General features: G+C 68.0%; 21 protein-coding genes. 17 read left to right on the top strand and 4 right to left on the bottom strand.

The window, feature by feature from the left end:
* The first annotated feature begins 22 nt into the window (after nucleotides 1–22).
* From F624_RS0125060 to F624_RS0125050, 3 genes are read left to right on the top strand one after another with little or no spacing between them, the layout of a single operon-like run.
* Entirely contained in the window at nucleotides 23–568 is a 546-nt protein-coding gene (locus F624_RS0125060) for a chemotaxis protein CheW (RefSeq protein WP_019577129.1), read from the top strand.
* Nucleotides 569–593: 25 nt separating this feature from the next.
* Nucleotides 594–2,912 (top strand): methyl-accepting chemotaxis protein, encoded by a 2,319-nt coding sequence (locus F624_RS0125055; RefSeq protein WP_019577128.1) that lies wholly within the window; start codon nucleotides 594–596, stop codon nucleotides 2,910–2,912.
* Nucleotides 2,913–2,950: 38 nt separating this feature from the next.
* A complete protein-coding gene (locus tag F624_RS0125050; protein ID WP_019577127.1) occupies nucleotides 2,951–9,463 on the top strand; it encodes an Hpt domain-containing protein in 6,513 nt (2,170 codons plus the stop codon).
* Nucleotides 9,464–9,506: 43 nt separating this feature from the next.
* Here the strand turns inward: F624_RS0125050 and F624_RS0125045 are convergent, their stop codons facing one another.
* The gene (locus tag F624_RS0125045) at nucleotides 9,507–10,982 is read right to left on the bottom strand and encodes a cryptochrome/photolyase family protein (RefSeq protein ID WP_019577126.1); all 1,476 of its coding nucleotides are present in this window, start codon (nucleotides 10,980–10,982) and stop codon (nucleotides 9,507–9,509) included.
* A 21-nt stretch (nucleotides 10,983–11,003) separates the two neighbouring features.
* On the opposite strand from F624_RS0125045, the gene F624_RS0125040 reads away from it, so the two are divergent.
* The 6 genes from F624_RS0125040 to F624_RS0125015 are packed head-to-tail and all read left to right on the top strand — an operon-like array spanning nucleotide 11,004 to nucleotide 15,652.
* Nucleotides 11,004–11,603 carry a YqgE/AlgH family protein gene (locus tag F624_RS0125040; protein ID WP_019577125.1) on the top strand — a complete coding sequence of 200 codons (600 nt, stop codon included), beginning with the start codon at nucleotides 11,004–11,006 and terminating at the stop codon, nucleotides 11,601–11,603.
* Nucleotides 11,600–12,025, top strand: a complete 426-nt coding sequence (gene ruvX / locus F624_RS0125035; protein ID WP_019577124.1) for a Holliday junction resolvase RuvX — start codon at nucleotides 11,600–11,602, stop codon at nucleotides 12,023–12,025. The genes F624_RS0125040 and ruvX overlap by 4 nt, the downstream gene beginning before the upstream one ends.
* Nucleotides 12,022–12,528 (top strand): bifunctional pyr operon transcriptional regulator/uracil phosphoribosyltransferase PyrR, encoded by a 507-nt coding sequence (pyrR, locus tag F624_RS0125030; protein ID WP_019577123.1) that lies wholly within the window; start codon nucleotides 12,022–12,024, stop codon nucleotides 12,526–12,528. Before ruvX ends, pyrR begins: the two co-directional genes overlap by 4 nt.
* A gap of 28 nt (nucleotides 12,529–12,556) precedes the next feature.
* Entirely contained in the window at nucleotides 12,557–13,519 is a 963-nt protein-coding gene (locus F624_RS0125025; RefSeq protein ID WP_019577122.1) for an aspartate carbamoyltransferase catalytic subunit, read from the top strand.
* Nucleotides 13,520–13,533: 14 nt separating this feature from the next.
* On the top strand, nucleotides 13,534–14,841 hold the full coding sequence (locus F624_RS0125020; protein ID WP_019577121.1) for a dihydroorotase: 1,308 nt from the start codon (nucleotides 13,534–13,536) through the stop codon (nucleotides 14,839–14,841).
* A gap of 31 nt (nucleotides 14,842–14,872) precedes the next feature.
* The gene (locus F624_RS0125015; protein ID WP_019577120.1) at nucleotides 14,873–15,652 is read left to right on the top strand and encodes a lysophospholipid acyltransferase family protein; all 780 of its coding nucleotides are present in this window, start codon (nucleotides 14,873–14,875) and stop codon (nucleotides 15,650–15,652) included.
* 16 nt (nucleotides 15,653–15,668) lie between these two features.
* Here the strand turns inward: F624_RS0125015 and F624_RS0125010 are convergent, their stop codons facing one another.
* Complete coding sequence (locus F624_RS0125010) at nucleotides 15,669–16,316, bottom strand: DUF6272 family protein (protein ID WP_157443631.1); 648 nt, start codon at nucleotides 16,314–16,316, stop codon at nucleotides 15,669–15,671.
* A gap of 86 nt (nucleotides 16,317–16,402) precedes the next feature.
* Nucleotides 16,403–18,190: a sensor histidine kinase gene (locus tag F624_RS0125005; protein WP_019577118.1), complete on the bottom strand. Its 1,788-nt coding sequence runs from the start codon at nucleotides 18,188–18,190 to the stop codon at nucleotides 16,403–16,405.
* 304 nt (nucleotides 18,191–18,494) lie between these two features.
* Here F624_RS0125005 and F624_RS0125000 point away from each other — a divergent pair, with 304 nt between their 5' ends.
* From F624_RS0125000 to phnE, 5 genes are all read left to right on the top strand, one after another.
* Nucleotides 18,495–18,740, top strand: a complete 246-nt coding sequence (locus tag F624_RS0125000) for a hypothetical protein (RefSeq protein ID WP_019577117.1) — start codon at nucleotides 18,495–18,497, stop codon at nucleotides 18,738–18,740.
* Between the two features lie 77 nt (nucleotides 18,741–18,817).
* Nucleotides 18,818–19,705, top strand: coding sequence for a putative selenate ABC transporter substrate-binding protein (locus tag F624_RS0124995; RefSeq protein WP_019577116.1), 888 nt, complete (start codon nucleotides 18,818–18,820; stop codon nucleotides 19,703–19,705).
* Between the two features lie 18 nt (nucleotides 19,706–19,723).
* Entirely contained in the window at nucleotides 19,724–20,560 is an 837-nt protein-coding gene (locus F624_RS0124990; RefSeq protein ID WP_031256214.1) for a phosphonate ABC transporter ATP-binding protein, read from the top strand.
* A complete protein-coding gene (locus F624_RS0124985; RefSeq protein ID WP_019577114.1) occupies nucleotides 20,557–21,390 on the top strand; it encodes a PhnE/PtxC family ABC transporter permease in 834 nt (277 codons plus the stop codon). The genes F624_RS0124990 and F624_RS0124985 overlap by 4 nt, the downstream gene beginning before the upstream one ends.
* A complete protein-coding gene (gene phnE / locus F624_RS0124980; protein ID WP_019577113.1) occupies nucleotides 21,387–22,199 on the top strand; it encodes a phosphonate ABC transporter, permease protein PhnE in 813 nt (270 codons plus the stop codon). Before F624_RS0124985 ends, phnE begins: the two co-directional genes overlap by 4 nt.
* 9 nt (nucleotides 22,200–22,208) lie before the next feature.
* Here phnE and mpl read toward each other — a convergent pair whose 3' ends face one another.
* A complete protein-coding gene (gene mpl / locus F624_RS0124975) occupies nucleotides 22,209–23,594 on the bottom strand; it encodes a UDP-N-acetylmuramate:L-alanyl-gamma-D-glutamyl-meso-diaminopimelate ligase (protein WP_019577112.1) in 1,386 nt (461 codons plus the stop codon).
* A 177-nt stretch (nucleotides 23,595–23,771) separates the two neighbouring features.
* Here mpl and F624_RS0124970 point away from each other — a divergent pair, with 177 nt between their 5' ends.
* From F624_RS0124970 to accB, 3 genes are all read left to right on the top strand, one after another.
* On the top strand, nucleotides 23,772–24,365 hold the full coding sequence (locus tag F624_RS0124970; RefSeq protein WP_019577111.1) for a hypothetical protein: 594 nt from the start codon (nucleotides 23,772–23,774) through the stop codon (nucleotides 24,363–24,365).
* A complete protein-coding gene (locus F624_RS0124965) occupies nucleotides 24,362–24,925 on the top strand; it encodes a TlpA family protein disulfide reductase (RefSeq protein WP_019577110.1) in 564 nt (187 codons plus the stop codon). The genes F624_RS0124970 and F624_RS0124965 overlap by 4 nt, the downstream gene beginning before the upstream one ends.
* A gap of 173 nt (nucleotides 24,926–25,098) precedes the next feature.
* Entirely contained in the window at nucleotides 25,099–25,554 is a 456-nt protein-coding gene (gene accB / locus F624_RS0124960; RefSeq protein WP_019577109.1) for an acetyl-CoA carboxylase biotin carboxyl carrier protein, read from the top strand.
* The last annotated feature ends 33 nt before the right edge of the window (nucleotides 25,555–25,587 follow it).

Here is a 25,587-nt window from a genome sequence, read left to right as displayed (position 1 = left end):
CGCCCAGACCTGCGACCCCCCAATGGCCAATCGAGATGCTCTCCGCGAACTCCAAAGCCGTCTGGCTGCCCGACTGCAAGCTGCGCAAGCCGAAGGGCCCTCGATTGCCTGGCTGGCGGTGCACGCCGGAGCCGGGCGTTACCTGATGCCGCTGGCCCAGGCGGGTGAGATCTTTCCATGGTCGCCGGTGCAGCCGGTGCCTTACACACGGCCCTGGTTCTGGGGCGTGGCCAATTTGCGTGGCCATCTGTCCGGTGTGGTCGACCTGGCCGCTTTCCTGGCGGAGGTCTGGCCTGCGGCGCCCGCCCTGCGCCCGCGCTCTGAACTGGCCCAGGCCGATTGCAGCCTGCTGGCGCTCAATGCAGCCCTGGATGTGAACGTGGCCCTGGTGGTCGACCGCCTGGCCGGTTTGCGCAGCCCCGAAGCTTTCGTCTCCAGTGCGCCCCCTGCCGAAGATGCCCCGGGCTTCTTCGGCGCCCTCCACACCGATGCGCATGGCGAGACCTGGCAGGAAATCCAACTCCTGTCACTCTCGCAGTCCGCGCAGTTCCTCAGTATCAGTGCCTGAGTGCCTCAGCCATCAAGGTCGTTCCATGTCATTTGCGGATCAAATCGGAAAGCTGTTTGCCAAGAAGAAGTCGCCGGCGGAGGCCGAGTCTTCGGTGGCCGTGGGGCTGGGGGGGCCAGATACCCTGCACGAGTTGCCCCTGGATTCAGCCCAGGACCTGAGGCAGAACGCGGGTGGCCTGGTTGATTCCCTGGCGCCAGAAACCGAACTGGACAACCGCCAGGTCAATTTCTCGGAAACCCGGCTGGCCGAATCCGAGATCAAGGACGCCACCGAGGGCCAGATCGAGCTCCCCCTGCTGGGGCGGGGCACTGTGGCCCGGCACCAGCGTGTGCTGTTCATCCTGCTGGGTGTGGCCTTGCTGGTGCTCGCGGCCATTGCCGGTGTGGCGCTGAGCCAGGCCGACAAGGTGGCCCAGCAGCTGGCCGCCTCGGGGCAGTCGCTGATGCAGTCGCAGCGCCTGGCCAAATCGGTGTCGCAGGCCCTGGTGGGCAGCCCGCAGGCTTTCCCTGACGTGGTCGAGAGCTCGGGTGTGCTCGTGAAGACCGTGCGTGGCCTGACCAGTGGCGACGACCAGATGCGCCTGGATCCGCTGGGCAGTGATTTCAAGCCCGATCTGGACAAGGTCATGCCCCTGATGGAGCGTGCCGAGCGCAACGCCGCCGTGGTGATGAGCCAGCAGAAGATCCTGACCCAGGTGGGTGAGGCGCTGCGCACCATCAACCGCCAGTCTGCCGACCTGCTGGAGATCGCCGAGACCATCTCCTCGCTCAAGCTGCAGCAGAACGCACCGGCGTCCGAGATCTCGGCCGCCGGCCAGTTGGTGATGCTGACCCAGCGCATCGGCAAGTCGGCCAACGAGTTCCAGACCACCGAGGGCGTGAGCCCCGAGGCCGTGTTCCTGCTGGGCAAGGACTTGAACTCCTTCCGCGAGATCGCCCAGGGCCTGCTCAATGGCAGCCCCGAGCTGCGTCTGGCGGCCTCCAAGGACGCCCAGACCCGTGAACAGCTGGAGAGCCTGATCAAGGTCTATGACCAGACCCGCAGCCAGGCCGGTGCCATTCTGGGCAACCTGCAAGGCCTGGTGTCGGCCCGTGAGGCGCAATCCGCCATCCTGAACGACTCCGAGCCGCTGCGCCGGGGTCTGGAAGACCTGCAGGGGCGCCTGTCCTCGCAGACCGGTCTGAGCCTGACCTCCATCCTGTCGCTGGTGGTGGCCTCGTTCTTTGTGTTGATCTGTGCCTTCGGCCTGGCCCGTGTGCAGCTGCTGGACAGCCGCAACCGCCAGACCGCTGCCGAGTTGCAGCAGCTCGAAGCCCAGCGCCAGGAGCAGGAGGCCAAGCGCGTCAACGACGCCAACCAGGCCGCCATTTTGCGACTCATGAACGAACTGCAGACGGTGGCCGAAGGCGACCTGACCCAGGAAGCCACGGTGACCGAAGACATCACCGGCGCCATCGCCGACTCGGTGAACTACACGGTGGAAGAACTGCGCGTGCTGGTGGGCAACGTGCAGAACACGGCCACCCGGGTGGCCCAGACCACGGCCCAGGTGGACAACACCTCGACCGAACTGCTGGCGGCCTCCACCGAGCAGCTGCGGGAGATCCGTGAAACCGGCCGCTCGGTGCTCGAAATGGCCTCGCGCATCAATGGCGTGTCGGCGCAGGCGCAAGAGTCGGCCTCGGTGGCCCGCCAATCGCTGCAGGCTGCCGACTCGGGTCTGCAGGCGGTGCAGAACGCCATCGGGGGCATGAACGCCATCCGTGACCAGATCCAGGAAACCTCCAAGCGCATCAAGCGACTCGGTGAATCGTCGCAGGAGATCGGTGAAATCACCGAGCTGATTTCGGACATCACCGAGCAGACCAACGTGCTGGCCCTGAACGCCGCCATCCAGGCCGCTTCGGCTGGTGAAGCCGGTCGCGGCTTCTCGGTGGTGGCGGAAGAAGTGCAGCGGTTGGCTGAGCGCTCGGCCGATGCCACGCGCCAGATCGCGGCGCTGGTGAAGGCGATTCAGACCGACACCCAGGACGCGGTGGCCGCCATGGAGCGCTCCACCCAGGGTGTGGTGGAAGGGGCCCGACTGTCCGACAGCGCCGGCACCGCCCTGACCGAGATCGACCGCGTGTCGCAACGACTGGCCGAGCTGATCGAGCAGATCTCGTCGGCGGCGTCCAAGGAAGCCACCCTGGCCAACGAGGTGGCCGACAACATCCAGCACATTTTTGCCGTGACCGAACAGACCGGAGAAGGCACCCGGACCACGGCCCAGCAGGTGCGCGAACTGTCGCAGATGGCCGATGAACTGCGTCACTCCGTGGCGCGGTTCAAGATCGCCTGATCGGGGCCGGTCGCCCCAACGCCTGACTGGAACCTTCCATGCGACCCACCGACGCTGTGTCCCCTGCTGCCCTGGATGCGGCAGACCATGACCTGGGCCCTTTGGCCTGGGTGCTGGACGAACTGCGCAAATCCCTTGACGGCTCGATCAAGGCCATGCGCCGCCATGTGCGCGAGGCTTTGCAGAGCCACGGGGCCGAACTGGCCAGCCCCGATGTGAGCGCGCTGCGCCTGGCGCGGCAGCAGATGCACCAGGCCACCGGGGCGCTGGAGATGGTGGGCATGGCGCCGGTGGCGCTGATGATGCGGGCCCTGGAGGCGATGACGCAGAAGTTCATCCAGGCCCCGTCAAGCTGCACAGACGACGCCATCGGCCTGATCGAGCGGGCCAGCTTCGCCATCAGCGAATACCTGGAGGCGGTGCTGGCGGGGCACGAAGTGTCGGCCGTCAGCCTGTTCCCTCAGTTCCGCGACGTGCAGCAGTGGCTGGGCGTGGAGCGCATCCATCCGGCCGATCTGTGGGGCAGTGAGCGCCGGGTGGCCGATCCGGCCCTGCCCGACAGCGTGGTGCCACTCGACTACCACCCCGACGTGCGCTCGCGCTTCGACCACGCCATGCTCAAGCTGGTCAAGACCGGTCGCCCCTCGGGGGCCCGCGCCATGGCCCAGATCGCCTCTGGGCTGGCGAGCGCCGGCACCCAGGGCGGGCGTTTGTTCTGGAAGGTGGCCGCGGGTTTCTTCGAAGGCCTGTCGCTGGGCTTGGTGCCCCTGGATGTCTACGTCAAGCGCGTGATCTCACGCGTGCTGGTGCAGTACTCGGCCCTGGCCCGTGGCGAAGCGGCCGTGTCGGAGCGCCTGTTCCAGGACCTTCTTTTCTACTGTGCCCAGGCCTGCCCGGCCGACAGCCAGCCGGCCCCTTTGCTGCGGGCCGTCCGCGAGGCCTATGGCCTGCAACGCCATGCGCCGGCCGATTACGAGGCGCGCCGGTTCGGTCGTTTCGATCCGGCCGTGCTGGTGCAGGCGCGCAAGCGCATTGCCACCGCCACCGACACCTGGTCGGCCCTGGCCGGCGGCGACCGCAACAAGCTGCGCAGCGCCGTCGACCAGTTTGCGCTGGTGGGTGAATCGCTGTCCAAGCTGCACCCGGGCAGCCAGCCCTTGGGGCAGGCCCTGCAGCGGGCGGCTGAAGCCACCGCACTGAGCGGCGACGCCCCGGGCGCCTCGCTGGCCATGGAGGTGGCCACGGCCGTGCTGTTCCTGCAGGCCTGCTACCAGGAAATGGACATCGACGAAGCCCAGATGAGCGAGCGCTCGCGCGCGCTGGCCGAGCGCCTGGACCGGGTGCTGGCGGGCGAGGAGGTGGGCCCCCTGGAGCCCTGGATGGAAGAGCTGTACCGCCGTGTCAGCGATCGCCAGACCATGGGCAGCGTGGTCGAAGAATTGCGCTCCACCCTCACCGAGGTCGAGAAGTCGCTCGACACCTTCTTCCGCCAGCCTTCGGACAGCCAGGTGCTGACCGCCGTGCCGGCACGCCTGTCGCAGATGCGGGGCGTGCTCTCGGTGCTGGGGCTGGAGCAGGCCGCCCACGCGGCCATGCGCATGCGCGACAGCGTCGAGCGCCTGATGGTCGATGAAGTGACCAGCGACGCCCTGCGCGCCGGCACCTTCGAGCGCCTGGGCAACAGCCTGGGGGCGCTGGGCTTTCTGATCGACATGCTGAGCTACCAGCGCACGCTGGCGCGCAAGCTGTTCGTGTACGACGAAGAGGCTGGCGAGTTGAAGTTCCTGGGTGGGCGACAGCGCCAGCAGTTCGGCCCGGCTGACGCCAGCGAGGCGCTGGTGGAGCCCCCGCTTTTTGTCGATTCACTGGCCTTGGGCGCGCCGTCCTCGGTCCCGCCGCGGCCCCTCGAGGCGCAGCCCGGTGCAGCGCCGTCCTTCCCTGGCCCAGCGTCCCTCACGTCCGCCGAGCCCGCCACTTTGGACACTGGTGCGCTGGACATCGGTGCGCTGGGTGACGAAGTGGCCGCGCCTTCGCTGCCGCCGCCGGCCCGGACCGAGGCACCCGCGATCGAGGAGGATGAACTCATCGACGTCTTCCTGGAGGAGGCCCGCGAGGTCTTTGCCCAGGGGGGCGCCACCATCGATGCCCTGCACCACGACCCGGCATCGCTGGGCGACCAGACCGCCTTGCGCCGGGCCTTCCACACCCTCAAGGGCAGCTCGCGCATGGTCGGGCTGGGCGAATTCGGCGAAGCCGCCTGGGCGCTGGAGCAGTTGCACAACGCCTGGCTGGCCGACCAGAAGCCCGCCAGCAAGCCTTTGCTGACCTTGTCCATCCAGGCCCTGAATCAGTTTTCGCGTTGGGTGGACGACATTGCCGCCCACCAGGCTCAGGCCTGGCGGGCCGCCCCCTTCCGCGAGGCCGCCGATGCCCTGCGGCTGGAGGACCGTCTGCTGCCTCTGCTGCAGGCTGCGGCCGAGGGCCATGAAGCCGCTGCGGTACCGACCGAACTGCCTGAACTGCCTGAGCTGCCGAGCCTGGACCTGGCCGAAGCCGCAGCGCCTGCGCCGCTGCCTGGGGCTGAACCGGCCGCCGCAACCCCGTTCGAGGGTGGGCTGGGCCCCGATTTCGACCTCTCATTCGATGGCCTGTCGCTGCCGCAAGAGCCAGCGGTGTCAACAGACGATGCGCCTCACCAGCTCGACTTCGCTCCGACGGCGATGATGTCCTACAGCGAGGATGCGCCGGTCGAGGCTGCCGCCGAAGCCGAGCCCGCCACGGCTTCGTTTGATGTCGAGGACATTGATTTCGCCCAGTTCGAGGCCGCCCTGGCCGGCGCCCCTGCCGAGCCCGGCCTGCCGGCCCACGATGGGGCTGGCGCTGGCCTGCCGGCGCTGGATCTCGATCTGCCTGGCGACACGGCCGAGGCGGCGTCCCTGGCCGACGCCTTGCCTCATTTCGAGCTCGATTTCCCGTTGGAAGCCGATGCCGGGCCTGTCAGCCCAGCGTTGCCTGCCAGCCCCCTGGACGAAGCCAGCCTGGATGCCGCCGTGGACGCGGCCTTGGACGACGAGCTGTCGCGTGCCCTGGAGGCCCTGCCGGCTGACAACCTAGCCGAGCCGCTGCCCGATCTGCCTCTTGATGTCCTGGATCGCCTGCAGGCCGACGGCCTTGACGAGTTGCTGCCGCTGCCGACCGAGACCGATCTGGCGTTGGAGCCCGCGTTGACCGAGCCGGGCGAAGTCGCCCAACCAGAACAGCCTGCGGAGCCAGAGCCAGAGCCAGAGCCAAAGCCAAAGCCAGAGCTCGATGCCGATGCCGATGCCGATGCCGCCAGCCTCCTGGCGCCTGCCAGCGACGACGAGTCGATCCGGGTCATCGGCGACCTGCGCCTGAGCATTCCGCTGTACAACGTCTACCTCAATGAGGCCGACGAGTGGTCGCGACGTCTGCAGACCTCGCTGGGCGAGTGGGCGCTGGAGCTGCACGAGCCTGTGCCCGACACGGCGGTGGCGCTGGCGCACTCCCTGGCCGGCAGTTCGGCCACGGTGGGATTCAAGGCCTTGTCTTCGCTGGCCCGCACGCTGGAACATGCGCTGCAGCACGTGCAGCTGCAAAGCCGTGGCACCGAGGCCGATGCCCGTGCCTTTGTCGACGCGGCCGATGACATCCGCCGTTTGCTGCACCAGTTTGCCGCAGGCTTCCTCAAAGAGCCGCAACCGGCCGTGGTGCAGGCCCTCGAGGCCATTCTGGCGACCGAGGCAGGTGTCCCCATGCCGGAGAGCCTGGCCCTGGCAGAGCCCTCGGAATGGATCGATGCGCCGGCCCAGGCGTCGAACGAACCCGCCTTTGATGAGCTGACCTTCGACGAGCCCGGCTTCGCCGAAACGGGCGAGTCCCCTGTGGCAGAGCCTCTGGCTGCGCCGGGCGCCATGGATGAAGAAGCCCTGCCCGAGCCCCAGCTTGAAGCGGTGCCTGAAGCTTTCGCTGCGCCTGAGGCGCTGACCGACGACTTGGATGCCGCGCTGAGCCCTGAGGCTTCGCAGGACTTGGCGCCGGCGTTGGCGTCGGAGTCGGTGCCGGATGGGGCGCCGGAGTTGCCGCAAGAGCAGCTCACCGAAGCACAGTTGCCCGCCGACGAGGCCCTGCCCGAGCCGCTGGCGGCCCCTGAGCCTCTGGCCTCCGAAGCCGCTCCCGAGCGGGCCTACGACGACGAGTTTGACGCGGTCGACGTGATCGACCCCGACCTGTTCCCGATCTTCGAAGAAGAAGCGCTCGAACTGCTGCCCCGAGTGGCGGCCAGCCTGCGCCACTGGCAGGAAGATCCGGCCCAGGAGGCGCCCCGGGCCGAGTTGCTGCGCTTGTTGCACACCCTCAAGGGCAGTGCCCGCCTGGCGGGTGCGCTGCGCCTGGGTGAGATGGCCCACCGCATGGAGTCGGCCATCGAAGGCCTGGCCGAAACCGGCGTGGACGCCCTGGCGCTTGAGGCCCTGGTGAACCGCTTTGACGGGCTGCAGGCCAATTTTGATGCGCTGCGTGGCTACAGCGAGGCGGCCACCGAGGCCGATCTGCAGGCCGCCACGCAGGAGTTGTCGGGTGAGACCCCGGCTGCGGCCGTGCCGCGGCCGGCCCTGCCGCCCACCGTGCAGTGGGTGCCGCAAAAGACACTGGCTGGCCAGTCGGTGCGGGTGCGCTCGCAACTGCTGGATCGCCTGGTCAACCAGGCCGGCGAGGTCATGATCTCGCGCTCGCGCCTGGAGTCGCGTGTGGGGCAGATGCGCAGTTCGCTGGGTGACCTCACAGGCAACCTGGATCGGCTGCGCCAGCAGCTGCGCGACATCGAGCTGCAGGCCGAGTCGCAGATGCAGTCGCGCCTGGCCCTGGCCAAGGATTCGGACGCGGGCTTCGACCCGCTGGAGTTCGACCGCTTCACCCGCGTTCAAGAGCTCACCCGCATGATGGCCGAGTCGGTCAACGACGTGGCCATGGTGCAGCGCAACCTGCAGCGCACGGTGGACAGCACCGAAGACGAACTGGTGGCCCAGGCCCGCCAGGCGCGTGAGCTGCAGCGCGATCTGCTGCGCACCCGCATGGTCGAGTTCGACGGCATTGCCGAGCGCCTGTACGCGATTGCACGGCAATCGGCCAAGGAAACCGGCAAGCAGATCAAGCTCGACATCACGGGGGGCAGCATCGAGATGGACCGCGGCGTGCTGGACCGCATGACCCCGGCCTTTGAGCACCTGTTGCGCAACGCGGTGGCCCACGGCATCGAAAGCCCGGACCAACGCGCGGCGGCGGGCAAGCCGGCCACCGGCAGCATTGGCATCCAGGTCACGCAAAGCGGCAACGATGTGTCGGTCGAATTCGCCGACGATGGCGCCGGGCTCGACCTGGCGGCCATTGGCGAACGCGCCCAGAGTCAGGGCCTGATGGCGCCTGGCCACGTGCTGTCCGAGGACGAGGCGGCGCAGATGATCTTCATGCCCGGCTTTACCACCGCCAGCGAGGTCACCGAACTGGCGGGCCGCGGCATCGGCATGGACGTGGTGCGCACCGAGGTCAACGCCCTGGGGGGCCGCATCGAAACCCGCAGCCGCAGCGGGCAGGGCAGCCGCTTCAAGCTGGTGTTGCCCCTGACCACGGCGGTCACCCAGGTGGTGATGCTGCGCATCGGCCAGGCCACACTCGGCGTGCCAGCCAGCCTGGTCGAGATCGTGCGCCGCTCGGGCTCGAACGAACTGGACGAAGCCTACCGCAGCCAGCAGTTCGATCTGGGGGTCGAGACCGTGCCGTTCTACTGGGGCGGGGCGCTGCTGCAACTGGCTGCGCACAGCCAGGAGGCGGCGGCCCGCACGCGGCCGGTGGTGATCTTCCACAGCGCGGCCCAACGCATCGCGGTGCACGTCGATGAAGTGCTGGGCAACCAGGAAGTGGTGGTGAAGAACCTCGGGCCGCAGCTTTCGCGCCTGCCCGGCCTGGCCGGCATGTCGGTGCTGGCCTCGGGGGCGGTGGTGATGATCTACAACCCGGTGGCGCTGGCCAACGTGTATGGCGAGCAGATCCGGGCCCGCCTGGCCCTGTCGGCGAGCGCTGCGGCCGCCGCGGCTGATGGGTCTGGCCCTGTGGCCGAGCCGGCCGTGCTGGCTGACACCCAGGCGCCGCTGGTGCTGGTGGTGGACGATTCGATCACCGTGCGCCGCGTCACCCAGCGTCTGCTGCAGCGCGAAGGCTACCGTGTGACCCTGGCCGCCGATGGCTTGCAGGCGCTCGAACGCCTGCAGGACGAGCGCCCGGTGGTGGTGCTGTCCGACATCGAGATGCCGCGCATGGACGGCTTCGATCTGGCGCGCAACATCCGCCACGATGCGGCCCTGCGCGAGCTGCCCATCATCATGATCACCTCGCGCATTGCGGCCAAGCACCGCGAACACGCGCTGGAGCTGGGCGTCAACCACTACCTGGGCAAGCCCTACGCCGAAGAAGAGCTGCTGAGCCTGGTGCGGCACTATGCCGGCCAGGGTGTGGTGGCTGAGGCGGCACAGACCTGAGCCTGAGCGCGTGAGGCATCCGCCTCATCGCGATGAACCGGGCTCAGGGCGTTTTCTTGACCACCGCGTAACGCGCCAGCGTGCGCTGGCGCGCCTCGTCGTGCTGTACGATGGGCAGCGGGTAGTCCGCCCCCAGGCGCAGGCCGGCGGCCTGCAGGTCGATGGGGCGGGCCTGCCAGGGCGCATGCAGGGCGGCGCCCTGCAAGCCCGCCAGCTGCGGCAGGTAGCGCCGGATGAAGCGGCCCTCGGCATCGAACTTCTCGCTCTGACTCACCGGGTTGAAGATGCGGAAGTAGGGCTGGGCATCGCAGCCGCTGGAGCTGGCCCATTGCCAACCCCCGTTGTTGGCCGCCAAGTCAAAGTCATTGAGCTGCTGCGCAAAATAGGCCTCGCCGCGGCGCCAGTCGATGCCCAGGTCCTTGACCAGAAAGCTCGCCACCACCATGCGCAGCCGGTTGTGCATGTAGCCGGTCTGGTTGAGCTGGGCCATGGCCGCGTCCACCAGCGGGTAGCCGGTGCGGCCCTCGCACCAGGCCTGGAACCAGGCCTCGGCCTGCGGGCCCTGTTCCCATTCGATGGCGTCGTACTCGGGCTTGAAGCTGTTCGTCACCACCCCCGGGTGGTTGGCCAGGATCTGCATGTAGAAGTCGCGCCAGATCAGCTCGCTCAGCCAGGTGGCGGCCCCCGTGTCGGCCGGGTCGCGGTGGCTGGCCTGGTGCGCCAGGGCGGCCAGCTCACGGATCGACACGGTGCCGAAGCGCAGGTGCGTGCTCAGGTAGCTGGGCCCTTTGAGGGCCGGGAAATCGCGCGTGCGCTGGTAGGCCTCCAGCCGGGGCCGGAAGTCGTCCAGCAGGGCGCGGGCGCCGGCCAGGCCCACCGGCAGGCGCAGGCTGCCCAGGTTGGTGGGCTGAAAGCCGATGGCCTCCAGGCTGGGCGGTGCTTCGCGCAAGCCTTCCGGCCGCTCGGCCAGGGCGCTGGCGTGGCGTTCCACCGGGTAGCCCTTCAGGTAGAAGGGCGTGATTTTTTTGAGCCAGGCGTTCTTGTAGGGCGTGAACACGCCGTACACCGAGCCGGTCTGGGTCAGCACCTCGCGGCGCTCGAAGATCACCTGGTCCTTGGCGGTGTGGAAAGCCAGGCCCTGGCGGCTCAGGGCGGTGCGCACCTCGCTGTCGCGCTGCAGGGCGGCGGGCTCGTCGTCGTGGTTGGTGAACACTGCCTGGGCACCCAGGCGCCGGGCCAGGGCCGGCACCTCATGCCGGGCCGGGCCGTGCAGCACGATCAGGCCGGCAGCGGCCCGCCCGGCCAGGGCACGCAAGGCCTCGTCGAGCTGGGCCAGGCTCTGCACGATGAAGTCCACGCGTCGGTCCTGGCGCGGCAAGGGGTCAAGAATGTCGGTGTCCAGCACGAACACCGTGTGCACCTGTTCGCACTGCCTCAGGGCCTGGTGCAGGCCTGCGTTGTCGTGGGCGCGCAGGTCGCGCCGGAACCAGAAAAGACCGATCGGGTAAGGCTTGGGCATAGGGACCGTTAAAATCGCGGGATGCCTTCTGATTCTGCCCCCATCAACCTGACGAATCATTTCCTGATCGCCATGCCCGGGCTGGAGGATGAGGCTTTTGCGCGCAGTGTGGTTTACCTGTGCGAGCACAGCGAGCGCGGCGCGCTGGGCCTCATCATCAACAAACCCAGCGATCTTTCACTCAAGGCCTTGTTTGACAAGGTCGATCTGTCTTTGCGTCGGTCCGACCTGTCCGACGCCCCGGTGCTGCAAGGCGGCCCGGTCCAGACCGAACGCGGCTTCGTGCTGCACGACGCCATGGTGGCCGACACGCCCGAGGGCGACCAGTCGGCCTACGCCTCCACCATGACCATCCCCGGGGGGCTCGAAATGACCACCTCGCGCGATGTGCTGGAGGCGCTGGCCACCGGCGCCGGCCCGCGCCGGGTCATCGTCACCCTGGGCTATTCGTCCTGGAGCGGTGGCCAGCTCGAATCCGAGCTGGCTGAAAACAGCTGGCTCACGGTCGACGCCGACAGCCGCGTGATCTTCGACACCCCCATCGAACAGCGTTACGACCAGGCCCTGGCCTTGCTGGGCCTGCAGGCCTGGATGCTGTCGCCTGAGGCGGGGCACGCATGAGCACTGCTGACCGCCCCGGCGTTCCAGCGGTTCCTGCCCAGTTCCAATCGTTTCTGGCTTTTGACTACGGTGCCAAGCGCACCGGGGTGGCGGTGGGCAATCGGTTCACCCGGTCGGCCACGCCGCAAAAGACCATTGCCGCCGAAGGCGACCGCCGCTTCGAGGCGATCGCCAAGGTGCTGGCCGAGTGGCAGCCCGACGCCCTGGTGGTGGGCGTGCCCTTCCACCCCGACGGCGCCGAACACGAGAACACCATCAAGGCGCGCCGTTTCGCGCGCCAGCTCAAGGGCCGTTACGGCCTGCAGGTGTTCGAGGTGGACGAGCGCTACAGCACCACCGAAGCCCATTCCCTGGGTGCCGCCGATGCCGATGCGGCCTCGGCGTGCATCATTCTTGAACAGTTTTTGAGGAGTCTGCCTTGAGTTCCACCGGAAGCCTGGTCCTGGATGCCGAAGCACTTTACCGCGAGCTGGTGCGCGGTGTCCGTTCCCTGATGGGGCCTGAAACCCGCCTGGTGGGCATCACCTCGGGCGGCGCCTGGCTGGTCGAGCGCCTGCAAAAAGAGCTGGGCCTGCCCGGCGCGCCGGGCGTGATCTCATCGGCCCTGCACCGCGACGACTTTGCCCAGCGCGGCCTGAGTTCGGCCGGCCAGACCCTGCTGCCCTTCGACGTCAATGGCGCCGACATCCTGCTGCTCGACGACGTGCTCTACACCGGCCGCACCCTGCGCGCCGTGATCAACGAGCTGTTCGACTACGGCCGCCCGGCCAGCGTGCGCCTGGCCGTGCTGGTGGACCGGGGCGGGCGTCAGCTGCCCATCCAGGCCGACTACGCGGCGGCCCGAGTCGCCCTGCCGGCAGCCAGCACGCTGGCGCTGGCACGCAGCGAGGCCGGTGGCTTCAGCTTCCACGTCGAACAAGCCTGAGATGTCGCCTGAACCACCGGGAATTGCCATGCTCCACAAACGAAACCCCCAACTCAACAAGAACGGCGAGCTGATCCACCTGCTCTCCATCGAAGGCCTGCCCAAGGACATCGTGACCCACATCCTGGACACGGCGGCCAACTTTGTCAGCGTCAGCGACCGCGAGGTCAAGAAAGTGCCCCTGCTGCGCGGCAAGAGCGTGTTCAACCTGTTCTTCGAGAACAGCACCCGCACCCGCACCACCTTCGAGATCGCGGCCAAGCGGCTGTCGGCCGACGTGATCAACCTCGACATCGCGCGCTCCTCGGCCTCCAAGGGCGAGTCGCTGCTCGACACCATTGCCAACCTGTCGGCCATGGCAGCCGACCTGTTCGTGGTGCGGCACAGCGAGTCGGGCGCGCCCTACCTCATCGCCCAACACGTGGCCCCCCATGTGCACGTGATCAATGCCGGCGATGGCCGCCATGCGCACCCCACCCAGGGGCTGCTCGACATGTTCACCATCCGCCACTACAAGAAGGATTTCTCCAACCTCACGGTGGCCATCGTGGGCGACGTGCTGCACTCGCGGGTGGCACGCTCCGACATCCACGGCCTGACCACCCTGGGCTGTGCCGAGGTGCGCGTGGTGGGCCCCAAGACCCTGGTGCCCAGCGACATGGCGCAGATGGGCGTGAAGGTGTTCCACACCCTCGAAGAGGGCATCAAGGACTGCGACGTGGTGATCATGCTGCGCCTGCAGAACGAACGCATGAGCGGCGCGCTGCTGCCCTCCAGCCAGGAGTTCTTCAAGAGCTTCGGCCTGACCGAGGAAAAGCTGCAGCTGGCCAAGCCCGATGCCATCGTGATGCACCCGGGCCCGATCAACCGCGGCGTCGAGATCGACTCGGCCGTGGTGGACGGCAAGCAATCGGTGATCCTGCCCCAGGTCACTTTCGGCATCGCGGTCCGCATGGCCGTGATGAGCATCGTGGCCGGCAACGAGGCCTGAGGGAGAGCAACACCATGAATCTGCTGATCAAGAACGGCCGTGTGATCGACCCGGCCTCGGGCCGTGACGAAGTGGCCGACGTGGCCGTGGCCGCGGGCCGCATCGTGTCGATTGGCGCCCTGCGGGGCGAGTTCACGCCGCAGCGCGTGATCGATGCCACCGGTCTGGTGGTGGCCCCGGGTCTGGTGGACCTGGCGGCGCGCCTGCGCGAGCCTGGCCACGAGCACGAGGGCATGCTCGAATCCGAAATGGCGGCGGCCGTGGCCGGCGGCGTGACCAGCGTGGTCTGCCTGCCCGACACCGACCCGGTGCTCGATGAGCCCGGTCTGGTCGAGATGCTCAAGTTCCGTGCCGAGAAGCTGCACCAGTCGCGCCTGTTCCCGCTGGGGGCACTGACCCGCAACCTGGCCGGCGAAGTGCTGACCGAGATGGCCGAGCTCACCGAGGCCGGCTGCATCGGCTTCGGCCAGGCCGAGGTGCCCCTGGTCAGCACCCAGGTGCTGCAGCGCGCCCTGCAATACGCCAGCACCTTCGGCTACACCGTCTGGCTGCGCCCGCAAGAGCTGTACCTGGGCAAGGGCGTGGCCGCCAGCGGCCCCCTGGCCACCCGCCTGGGCCTGAGCGGCGTGCCGGTGGCCGCCGAAACCATCGCCCTGCACACCATTTTCGAGCTGCAGCGCAGCACCCGTGCCCGGGTCCACCTGTGCCGCCTGAGCAGCGCCGCCGGCGTGGCCCTGGTGCGCCAGGCCAAGGCCGAGGGCCTGCCCGTGAGCTGCGACGTGAGCATCAACTCGCTGCACCTGATCGATGCCGACATCGGCTTCTTCGACAGCCGCGCCCGCCTCACGCCGCCGCTGCGCCAGCAGCGCGACCGCGACGCCCTGCGCGAAGCACTGGCCGATGGCACCATCGATGCCCTGGTGTCCGACCACAACCCGGTCGACGAAGACGCCAAGACCCTGCCGTTTGCCGAGAGCGAGCCCGGTGCCACCGGCTTCGAGCTGCTGCTCAGCCTGGCCCTCAAGTGGGGCCAGGACCTCGGCTTGAGCCTGCCGCGCGCGCTGTCGGTGCTGACGCGCGACCCGGCCCAGGTGCTGGGCTCGGCGTTGGGCACCTTGCAGGCCAGCGTGGGCCAGGTGATCGAAGGTGGCGTGGCCGACCTGTGCGTGTTTGACCCCGAAGCCGTGTGGCAGGTGCTGCCGCAGGCGCTGCGCAGCCAGGGCAAGCACACCCCCTTCGCCTATGAGCTGACCGGCACGGCCATGCCGGGCCAGGTGCGCTACACGGTGGTGGGCGGCCAGGTGGCCTTCGAGCGCGCCTGAGGCGCCGCGTCAGTCGGGGCTCTACGGCGCTATGACCCTCTCCGCCCACCGTCAGGCGGGTGCCCGGGGCCGTTGGCTGCGGGCGCCGCAGGCTGTCTGGCGCCTGTTGCGCGTGCTGCTGCATGTGCTGGCGGGCCTGCACACGGTGCTGCTGCGCTTTCCACGCCTGGGCACCGAGCAGCGCGAAATGCAGGTGCAGGCCTGGGCCAGCCGTTTGCTCCAGGTGCTGGGCATTGCGCTGCAGGTGCGGGGCACACCGGTCCCCCTGGGGCCGGCCTTGCTGGTGTCCAACCACATCTCCTGGCTCGACATCGTGGTGCTGCACGCCAGCCGGCATTGCCGCTTCGTGTCCAAATCCGAGGTGCGGCGCTGGCCCCTGATCGGTGCTTTGGCCTCGGCGGCCGGCACCTTGTTCATCGAGCGTGCCTCCCGCCGCGACGCCATGCGGGTGGTGCACGACATGAGCGACAGCCTGAAGCGGGGCGACGTGCTGGCCGTGTTTCCCGAGGGCACCACCGGGGACGGCCTGCAGGTGCTGCCCTTCCATGCCAATTTGCTGCAGGCCGCGGTGTCGGCTGCGGCGCCGGTGCAACCGGTGGCGCTGAAATTTGTCACCGCAGCCGGTGGTCAGCGTTCGCTGGCGCCTTGCTATGTGGGCGACGACACCCTGGTCGGCTCGCTGTGGCGCACGCTGACCAGCGAGCCCATCGTGGCGGTGGTGCACTATGGCGAGCTGCAGCACGCCCTGGGGCGAGACCGCCGCAACTGGGCGCTTGATCTGCACCAGCAGGTGAGCCGACTCGCCGAGTGACGCTTGCGCAGGGGGGTCAGATCCAGGCGCGCACGTGAAGCTGGGCGCCGCCATCGGGCAGCGGCCTCGAGAAACCGTATTCGATCGGGGCCGAGCTGTTGCAGGCCACCTGCAACCAGCCTGAGTCGCCCTCTTCAGGCCCTGGTTCGTCTGGCGCACCGGCCACTTCGCTCAGGGTGTCGAACCGGTGCTCGCTGGGGTTGAGCACGGCAAGTTCGTCGGCGCTCAGCAGGCGCAGGGTGTCCAGTCGGGCGCGCACCCGTGCCACTTGGTCCGAGGGCAGGCGCCGGCTGCAAAGAACCCAGAAATGCTCGCCCAGACCGCCCACGGCGATGCGCCCCTGGGGCTCTGCCGCATCAGGCCCCGGCCTGGCCAGGTGGCGCGCCAGGGCGCTGAACACGCGAAGCAGGCGCTCCTTGGCGTGTCGGGGCGCATCCAGCTCGTCGAGGCGCTGGCGCAGCCGTTGGGCAGCCGCCTGGGCCAGATCGGCATTGAAGGGGCCGGCATGGAAGAACAGCAGGCCCGGGTGTTGGGCGCTTGCGGCAAAGCCATCCTGGGCCACCCGCGCGGCCGAGGGTTCGGGCCGTGCCGGGGCCCCTGCGTGCGCAGGCGGCAAACCGGGCCGCCAGCCCGCGCTGGCGAGTTGCCGTTCGAATGCTTGCATGGAGTTGCTGTTGGCCATCACGAGCGCCATTCTTCGGGCAGCGCATGACGGCGCCATGACGAGGCGCCAGGCCGGTCAGCCGTGTTTCAGGCCGCTGTCTGGGGGAGGGCCGGGCGCGGCAGGCTGAGGGTGAAGCGGGCCCCCTGGCCGGGGCTGGATTGCACGGTCAACGTGCCGCCCATCAGGCCGGCCAGCGCGCGCGACAGCGACAGGCCCAGGCCTGTGCCGCCGTGCTCGTAGCTGACGCGGTCATTGCCCTGGCGGAAGCGTTCGAAGATGGTGTCATGCAGTTCGGGCGCGATGCCGGGGCCGGTGTCCACCACGTGGAAGCTCACCATGTCGTCACTGCCATCCACCTCGATGGTCACGCTGCCTTGCTGGGTGAACTTGAGCGCGTTGGACAACAGGTTGTTCAGGATCTGCTTGAGTCGCAGTCCATCGCACAGCAGCGTCTGTGGGGTGCTGGGGGCCAGCTGCAATTTCAGATCCAAGGATTTCTGGGCTGCGGTGACACTGAAGAAATCCAGTGTGGATTGCAGCAGCTCGGTCAAGGCCACGGCCTCGGGGGTGACGGGCATGGCTCCGGCTTCGACCTTGGCCAGGTCCAGGATTTCGGTGAGCAACTCGTTGAGGTGCTCGGCCGCCTTGCGGATCATGCGCGCCTGCTCCTTGAAGCGGGGCTGCTCCAGGCGCATCTCCATCAGTTCGGCAAAGCCGCGGATGCTGGTCAAGGGGGTGCGCAACTCGTGCGAGACGGCGGCCAGGAACTCGCTCTTGGCCCGGCTGGCCGATTGGGCCTGGGCCTCGCTGATCTGCAGCGCGTGGTTCTTGTTTTCCAACTGGCGCAGACCGCGCAGAAACACCCCCGCACCGACCAGCGAGGCGAGGGTCAGCAGGCTCATCAGCGTCACGGCCACATTGCGCAGGCTGCGCCAGTCGCTCAAGGCGCCCTCGGTGCTGGTCAGCACATACACCCGCAAGGGGTAGTCGGCCACCCGGTGGTAGGCGGCCACACGTTCGATCTTGTCGATGTTGCTGGTGACAATGGACCAGCCCGCCCGCTCGTTCTGAGGCAGGCGCGCCATGGTCGAGTTGTTCGACAGGGTGGTGCCCATGCCGGTCGGCGTACCGCCGATCACCCGGGCACGGACGCTGCGGTCGTTGCCCAGCAAGGTGACGCCGCCTTGGGGCCCCAGATTGACCTCGCCGTACGATTGCTCAAAGTAGGCCGGATTGAGTGAGGCCACGACCACCCCCAGGATCCGGCCGTCACTGCGCTCGATCTTGCGTGACAGCTGGATGGTCCATTTGTTGGACACCTTGCCCAGCACGGGCTTGCCGATGAAAAGGCCATCGAGGCTCATTTGTCGAGATGCATCGGGCACTTTGTCGGAGGCCAGGTGAACCTGCACATGCTCACGTGAGGACAGGTCCACGTGTCCGGTCTTCTCACCGGTCGGGTCGATGTTGCTGCCCACGAAGCGACCTTGGGCGTCAACCAGCGACAGCTGGGTCAGGATTTGCGGCACCAAGCCGGTTTCGTTGGCAATGCGCCCATAGTCGGCCGGCGTCAGTTCTCCCGCCACCGCGGCATCGCGCATGCGCAGGGTGGCTTGGTCGACCGACGCCAGCACGCGCACCGTTTGTTCCTGCAGGACGCGGGCCAGGTTGGTGTTCTGTCGCACTTCGGCTGCCACGGCATCGCGGGCTTTCAGATCCAGCGTCAGCACCACCACGACCCAGCCGATGGACAGCAGTGCGAGCACCGACAGGGCCACCATCCAACTCAAGCGCGAGCCGGTGAAACCCCGCATCAGAATGGAGGGGGTGAGCGGGGCATTGCGAGGGGTGGGCGTCGCCGTGGCTTCGGACATGGTGGCGTGGTGCTTTTTGCCATCATACGGTGCCCCATCCGCTCGGTGCCACCGTTTGACCGCTGAGCAACAGCAGGGGGGGTGGCATGGTCCGAATGACGAACAAAAACGGCATGAATGGAGGTTTGAACGGGCGCGCTGTGCCGCATCGTCAACTATTTCGCAGGTCGGACAACTGGAGGGTTGCTGCGGTGCAGCATTTGATTCAAGATGCAGTGCAGGGGCCTGCCTGATCCCGTTTTGTCGGATCGGTGCACCATTTCACACGCGACCCTGTCGCCTGCCCACGGATTTCCGGACTGCCATGCCGAACAAAGCTGCTGCATTCAACATCGACCTGTCCAAGCTGATCTGCCCCCGTTGCAGGCAGACTGGGCTGAGCGAAATCGATGAGGCGGTCTACTGTGGCGCCCGCACCAAGGACAAACACCTGGCCTGGCCCTTGAGCGATCCCGTGGCCTATGCGCGCTGCGACAGCTGTTTTCTGGTGCTGGGGCTGCCTGACGCGCGCGAAAAAAATGCGGCCCCGCTGCTGCATCCAAAAGGCTGAATAGCCGTTGCCCTTCCTCTGGACGGGCCCATCTTTCGGTGTAATCTGCCGGCCATCCCGATCTGCAAGGACTTTGCATGCCTCTGTTCACCCCTTTCACAGCCCATTCCGTCACCCGCGCCACTGCCTTGCGCACCCTGCTGGCGGGCGCACTGCTGAGCCTCGCCCCCCTGAGCCAGGCCCAGCAGGTGCTGCGTGTGACCGCCATTCCCGACGAGTCGCCCACCGAGCTGGCCCGCAAGGCCGGCCCCCTGATGAAGTACCTGGAAGCCAAGCTGGCGGTCAAGGTGGAGTACACGCCGGTCACCGACTACGCGGCCTCGGTGGAGGCCCTGGTCAACAAGAAGGTGGACATGGCCTGGTTCGGCGGTTTCACCTTCGTGCAGGCGCAGGTGCGCTCCAACGGCAAGATCATCCCGCTGGTGCAGCGTGAAGAAGACGAAAAGTTCAAGTCGGTCTTCATCAGTGCCGACCCGGCCATCAAGTCGCTGGCCGACCTCAAGGGCAAGGATGTGAGCTTCGGCTCGCAAAGCAGCACCTCGGGTCACCTGATGCCGCGCAGCTTTCTGTTGCAGGCCGGCCTCAACCCCGAGCAGGATTTCCGCCGCGTGGCCTACAGCGGCGCCCACGACGCCACCATCGCCGCCGTGGCCTCGGGCAAGGTGCAGGCCGGTGCCCTCAACATCTCGGTGTGGGACAAGTTCGTCGCCGACAAGAAAGTCGACACCAGCAAGGTGCAGGTCTTCTACACCACGCCGCCGTATTACGACTACAACTGGTCGGTGCATGCCGACATGCCGGCGGCCTTGCGCGACAAGATCACCCAGGCCTTTCTGGCGCTCAACAAGAACACGCCTGAGGGCAAAGAGGTGCTGGAGTTGCAGCGCGCCACCCGTTTCATCCCGACCAAGGTCGAGAACTACAAGAGCATCGAAGCGGCCGCGCGCAGCGCCGGTCTGCTCTGATCGGAGCCGCCCTTGGGTCTGATGCTTGAGCTCGACCAGGTCGGTGCCCAGCACCCGGCGGCACGCGCAGGCGCGCGGGCCGCGCTGGCCGGGGTGAGTCTGCGCCTCCAGCCCGGAGAGCAGGTGGCTGTGATCGGGCCCTCAGGCGCTGGCAAGACCAGCTTGCTGCAGGTGATGGCCTGTGCTCTGCCGCCCTCGAGCGGGGTGCTGAGGCTGGACGGGCTTGACCCCTGGGGACTGCCACGGGGGCGCCTGCAGCAGCTGCGCGGCCGTCTGTTCCTGGCGCCCCAGGTGCCACCGCTGCCGCCCCGCCAACGCGTGGTCACCTCGGTGCTGGCCGGGCGTCTGCCGGCCATGGGGCTGCTGGCCAGCCTGGCCTCCCTGTTCCACCCCAGCGACCTGCCGGCGGCTTTTGAGGCCCTGGAGCACTTCGATCTGGGCGACAAGCTGTTCGAGCGGGTGGATCGCCTGTCGGGTGGCGAACGCCAGCGTGTGGGCCTGGCCCGTGCGCTGCTGGCGCCGGCCTCGCTGTGGCTGGTGGATGAACCCCTGTCGGCCCTGGACCCCACCCGGGCCCGGCAGGCCATGGCCACCCTGCAGCGGGTGGCCCGTGAGCGGGACATCACCCTGGTGGCTTCGCTGCACCAGGTGGAGGTGGCCCTGGCCTGCTTTGCGCGCATCGTGGGCCTGCGCGAAGGGCGCCTGGTGTTCGACCTGCCGGCGGCCGAGGTGAGCGCGCAGCGGCTGGCCCAGCTGTATGCCCAGCACGAGCATGAACTGCGTGGCGAGGTGCCGCCAGCCCCAGGCCTGGGTGCCGAGGCCCTGGTGGAGCCGGTGGGGCTGTCGTGTCGTTGAACCCGGCGGCACGCCTGCCCCCGCAGCGCGACCCGGCCTGGCGGCAGCGCCTGGCCGCTTGCGCCGTGGTGCTGGTGCTGCTGTGGCCCTTGCTGCAGGCCACCGAATTCAAGCCCTGGATCCTGCTGCAGCCCGACTCGCTGGCCTTCAGCGGTCGCTTTCTGGCCAGCTTCTGGCCCTTGGCGGGTGGGGCCGAGTTTCTGACGATGCTGGCGCGCGAGTCCTGGCGCACGGTGGCCATGGCCACGGTCGGGGTGGCGCTGGGCTGGTTGCTGGCGGTGCCGCTCACCTTGCTGTCGACCGCGGCCTTGTCGGTGTCGGCCTTGTCCGGCCGCATGGCCCGGGGGCCGTTCTGGGCGCGCCAGCTTGTGCGTGCGCTCTTGATTGTGCTGCGCAGCGTGCCTGAACTGGTCTGGGCCCTGGTGTTTGTGCGGGTGGTCGGCCTGGGGCCCACCGCCGGTGTGCTGGCCATCGCGCTCACCTACGCGGGCATGTTGGGCAAGGTCTATGGCGAAATCCTGGAAAGTGGCGAGCAGCACGCGGCCCAGTCCCTGCTGCGCAATGGCGCGGGCCGCCTGCAGGCCTTCTTCCATGCGTTGTTGCCCACCTGCGCGGCCGAGCTCAGCTCTTACACCGTCTACCGCTGGGAGTGTGCCATCCGGTCTTCGGTGGTGTTGGGCTTTGTCGGTGCCGGGGGCCTGGGGCAGCAGCTCGACAACTCGATGAAGATGTTCAATGGCGCCGAGGTGGCCAGCATGCTGCTGGTGTTCATGGCCCTTGTGGCCCTGGCCGACCGGGTCAGTGCCGGCCTCAGAAAGCTGCTCGGATGAAGCCCGCCCTGCCTTCTGGTCTGCGGGCCCCGGCGCCCTGGCGTCGGCCCGGTCTGTGGTTTGCCGCCGGGGTGCTGGCGCTGGTGGTGGCCAGTGCGGCCTCGCTGGATCTGCAGTGGCAGCAGTTCCTGTCGCTGGAGGCACTGCACAGCATGGGCCGGTTCCTGGGCGAGTTCTACCCGCCCGATCTGTCACCCGGCCTGCTGCGCCAGGTGCTGGTGGCCAGTTGGGAGACCCTGGCCATGTCCTTGCTGGGCACCGGGCTGGCCGCGCTTGGCGGCCTGCTGCTGGCGCTGCCGGCAAGCCGCATGCAAGCGGGGGAGCGGGCCTGGCTGCGCACGCCGACGCGCTGGTTGCTCAATGCCCTGCGCTCCATCCCTGAACTGGTCTGGGCCACGCTGCTGTTGATTTCTGCCGGCCTGGGGCCGTTTGCCGGCACCCTGGCCCTGGCCTGCCACACCCTGGGGGTGCTGGGCCGCCTGTTTGCCGAGGCGCTGGAGAACGCACCGACAGGCCCGGCCGAGGCGCTGCGCCAGCAGGGCGTGGGGCGCGTGCAGGTGCTGGCCTATGCCAGCCTGCCCCAGGTGCTGCCCCAGTGGCTGAGCTACACCCTGTACCGCTGGGAGAACAACATCCGCGCTGCCGCTGTGCTGGGCGTGGTGGGGGCGGGTGGCCTGGGCCAGTTGCTGGCCTTTCACATGGGCCTGTTCCACATGGGCAAGACGGCCACCATCCTGGCCGCCATGTTGCTGATGGTGGCGGCGGTGGACGCGCTCAGCCTGCTGGCGCGCCGTGCCCTGATGCGCTGAGGGGGCTGTTCAGGCCCGGGTCAGCGCCTGCAGCAGGCGCTGGTGCACGCCACCGAAGCCGCCATTGCTCATGCACACCACGTGGTCGCCGGGTCGTGCCGCGGCGGCCACCTGCTGCACCAGGGTGGCGATGTCGGGGGCGGTGTGGGCACGCTCACCCAGGGGCGCCAGGGCCTCGGCCGCGTCCCAGTCCAGGCCGCCGGTGTGGCAGAAGGCCAGCTCGGCGCTGGCCAGTGACCAGGGCAGTTGCGCCTTCATGGTGCCCAGCTTCATGGTGTTGCTGCGCGGCTCGAACACCGCCAGGATGCGGCCGCCCGCGTCGCTCACAGGGCCCAGGCGTTGGCGCAGGCCGTCGAGTGTGGTGCGGATGGCTGTGGGGTGGTGGGCAAAATCGTCGTACACGGTGATGCCGGCGGCCACGCCACGCACTTCCATGCGGCGCTTCACGTTCTGGAAGCGCGACAGCGCCTCGGCCGACACCTCGGCGGGCACGCCCAGGTGATCGGCCGCGGCCAAGGTGGCCAGGGCGTTGAGCTGGTTGTGCGCTCCGCTGAGCGCCCACTGCACGCGGGCCACGGTTTGGCCATGGCGCAGCACGGCGAAATCATGGGCCTCGCCCTCGGCGGAGAAATCGCTCACCGTGCTGCCGAAGCTGCGCACCTCGCTCCAGCAGCCCTGGGCCAGCACACGGGTCAGGCTTTCTTCCAGGCCGTTGACCACCACGCGGCCCTGGCCCGGCACGGTGCGCACCAGGTGATGGAACTGGCGTTCGATCGCGGCCAGGTTGTCGAAGATGTCGGCGTGGTCGAACTCCAGGTTGTTCAGCACCGCGGTGCGCGGGCGGTAGTGCACGAACTTGCTGCGCTTGTCGAAGAAGGCGGTGTCGTACTCGTCGGCTTCGATCACGAAGGCACTGCCTTGCCCCAGCCGTGCCGACACCCCGAAGTTCAGCGGCACGCCCCCCACCAGAAAACCGGGCTGGAGGCCGCCCTGATCGAGCACCCAGGCCAGCATCGAGGTGGTGGTGGTCTTGCCGTGTGTGCCGGCCACGGCCAGCACGTGGCGGCCGTGCAGCAGGTGCTCGGCCAGCCATTGCGGTCCGCTGGTGTAGCGCGCACCCTGGTCCAGAATGGCTTCCATCAGCGGGAACTTGGGGTTGCCGTCAGCCAGTCGGGCGCGGCTGACCACGTTGCCGACCACGAAAACATCGGGCTTCAGGGCCATCTGATCGGCCGAGAAGCCCTCGATCAGATCGATGCCCAAGGCCCTCAACTGATCGCTCATCGGGGGGTAGACCCCCGCGTCGCAGCCGGTGACGCGGTGGCCCGCCTCGCGGGCCAGGGCCGCCAGGCCGCCCATGAAGGTGCCGCAAATACCCAGGATGTGAATGTGCATGAAACCGATTTTACGTGGGGTCATGGGCGGTGCCGGCCAGGGGCAGCATGGAGGCGGGCTGGCGAGCTATCAATCTGGTAGCGGCGGGGCAGGGCGGCGAAAAAGCGCAAAATGCCCGCTTTGCAATCTCTGCGGTCGGCGTGCTGAAGGCCCGTCCGGCCGGTGTCGCCTGTTCTCATGGAAAGTCTCGCCTCAGAAATCGCCGCGACCGCCGCCCGCATGGTGGTGGAAGAAGGCCTGGAATATGGCGCGGCCAAGCGCCGTGCCGTCAAGCAGCTGGGTTTGCCGGCCCGCACGGCCCTGCCCGACAACCTCGCGGTCGAGGATGCGGTGCTGGAGTACATCGAATTGTTCTGCGCCGACACCCAGCCGGGCGAATTGCGTGCGCTGCGCGAACTGGCCCTGGTCTGGATGGAGCGCATGGCGGAGTTTCGCCCCCACCTGACGGGGGCGGTCTGGCAGGGCACCGCGACGCGCCTGTCCGACATCCGCATCCAGTTGTTCTGTGATGACCCCAAGTCGGCCGAGATCCGGCTGATCGACCACAACGTCGACTATGAGCCGCAAACGGTTCAGGGTTTTCGGGGGGAGCCGGTCGAGGCCCTGTCGCTGGGCTCGTCCTGCAAGGCGCTGGGCGAGGTGATCGGTGTCCATCTGTTGATCTATGACCTGGACGATCTGCGTGGCGCCCTGGTGCCCGATGCCCGCGGGCGGGCGCCCCGGGGCAATCTGGCCGCCGTCCAGGCCTTGTTGAAGAAAGCTGAAGCATGAGCGAATCTCCGGTGGTCAATTCTTCCGGCGCCGGTCGGCGCCGCTGGCTTTGGGCCTCAGCCGCGGGGGCGGCGGCGGTGGCCGGCGCCGGCCTGGGCTGGTGGCGCACGCGCCCACAAGGCACGGATGGGGAGGCCGGTGCGGCCTTGTCCGAGCTGTGGGGCCTGAAGTTCGACCGCCCCGGTGGCGGTGAGCTGGTGCTGGCCGATTTCAAGGGCAAACCCCTGTTGATCAACTTCTGGGCCACCTGGTGCCCCCCTTGTGTGGAGGAGTTGCCCATGCTCGACCGGTTCCAGCGCGAAACTTCGGCCAATGGCTGGCAAGTGCTGGGATTGGCGATCGATCAGCCCAGTTCCGTGGCCCGTTTTTTGAGCCGTACGCCCTTGGGTTTTCCGGTCGGGTTGGCCGGGCTGGGGGGCACCGAGCTGGCGCGGGCCATGGGCAACGAGAACGGTGGTTTGCCGTTTTCGGTGGTGATCGCGGCGGATGGGCGGGTAATACAGCGTAAAATGGGCCAGATCACACCCCAGGAACTGGCGGCGTGGACCCGCTCCGGCTGACCGCCGGGGTGTCTTTGAGGCCCCTTCTGCTCAGGGGCCTTCCTGCAGACTTCGAAGGCATTTTCTTTGATGTGCCTGAATGAAGTTGTAATTAATTTGTCTGCTGATGATGATTTTTGGCGCTGTTTTGCAGTAAATTCGCGCCTGTTATCGTTTCAGCTGTTGGAGCTTACATGGACCTGCGAAAACTCAAGACCCTGATTGATCTGGTGTCTGAATCCAATGTTTCAGAACTGGAAATCACCGAAGCCGAAGGCAAGGTGCGCATCGTGAAGGGGGGCGGGGCCGTGGTTCAGCAAGTGGTGGCAGCGCCTGTGCTGGCCCAGCCCGCCGTGGCTGCTGCGACTGCCGCACCGGCCGCCGCCGCTGCACCCGCCCCGGTGGCGGTGCCTGCAGGGCACACGGTCAAGTCGCCCATGGTGGGTACTTTCTACCGCGCCTCCAGCCCGGGTGCCAAGGCCTTTGTCGAGGTGGGCAGCCAGATCAAGGAAGGCGAAACCATCTGCATCATCGAGGCCATGAAGATCCTCAATGAGATCGAGGCCGACAAGTCCGGCACCGTGACCCAGATCCTGGGTGAGAACGGTCAGGCCGTCGAGTACGGTCAGCCCTTGTTCGTGATCGAGTGAGCGCATGGGGGTGCCGGGACGGCGGGCCTGCGG

Origin of the sequence: Curvibacter lanceolatus ATCC 14669 (assembly GCF_000381265.1) — a bacterium.
Taxonomy (GTDB): Bacteria; Pseudomonadota; Gammaproteobacteria; order Burkholderiales; family Burkholderiaceae_C; genus Curvibacter; species Curvibacter lanceolatus.
This window is presented reverse-complemented; position numbering and strand designations above follow the sequence as displayed.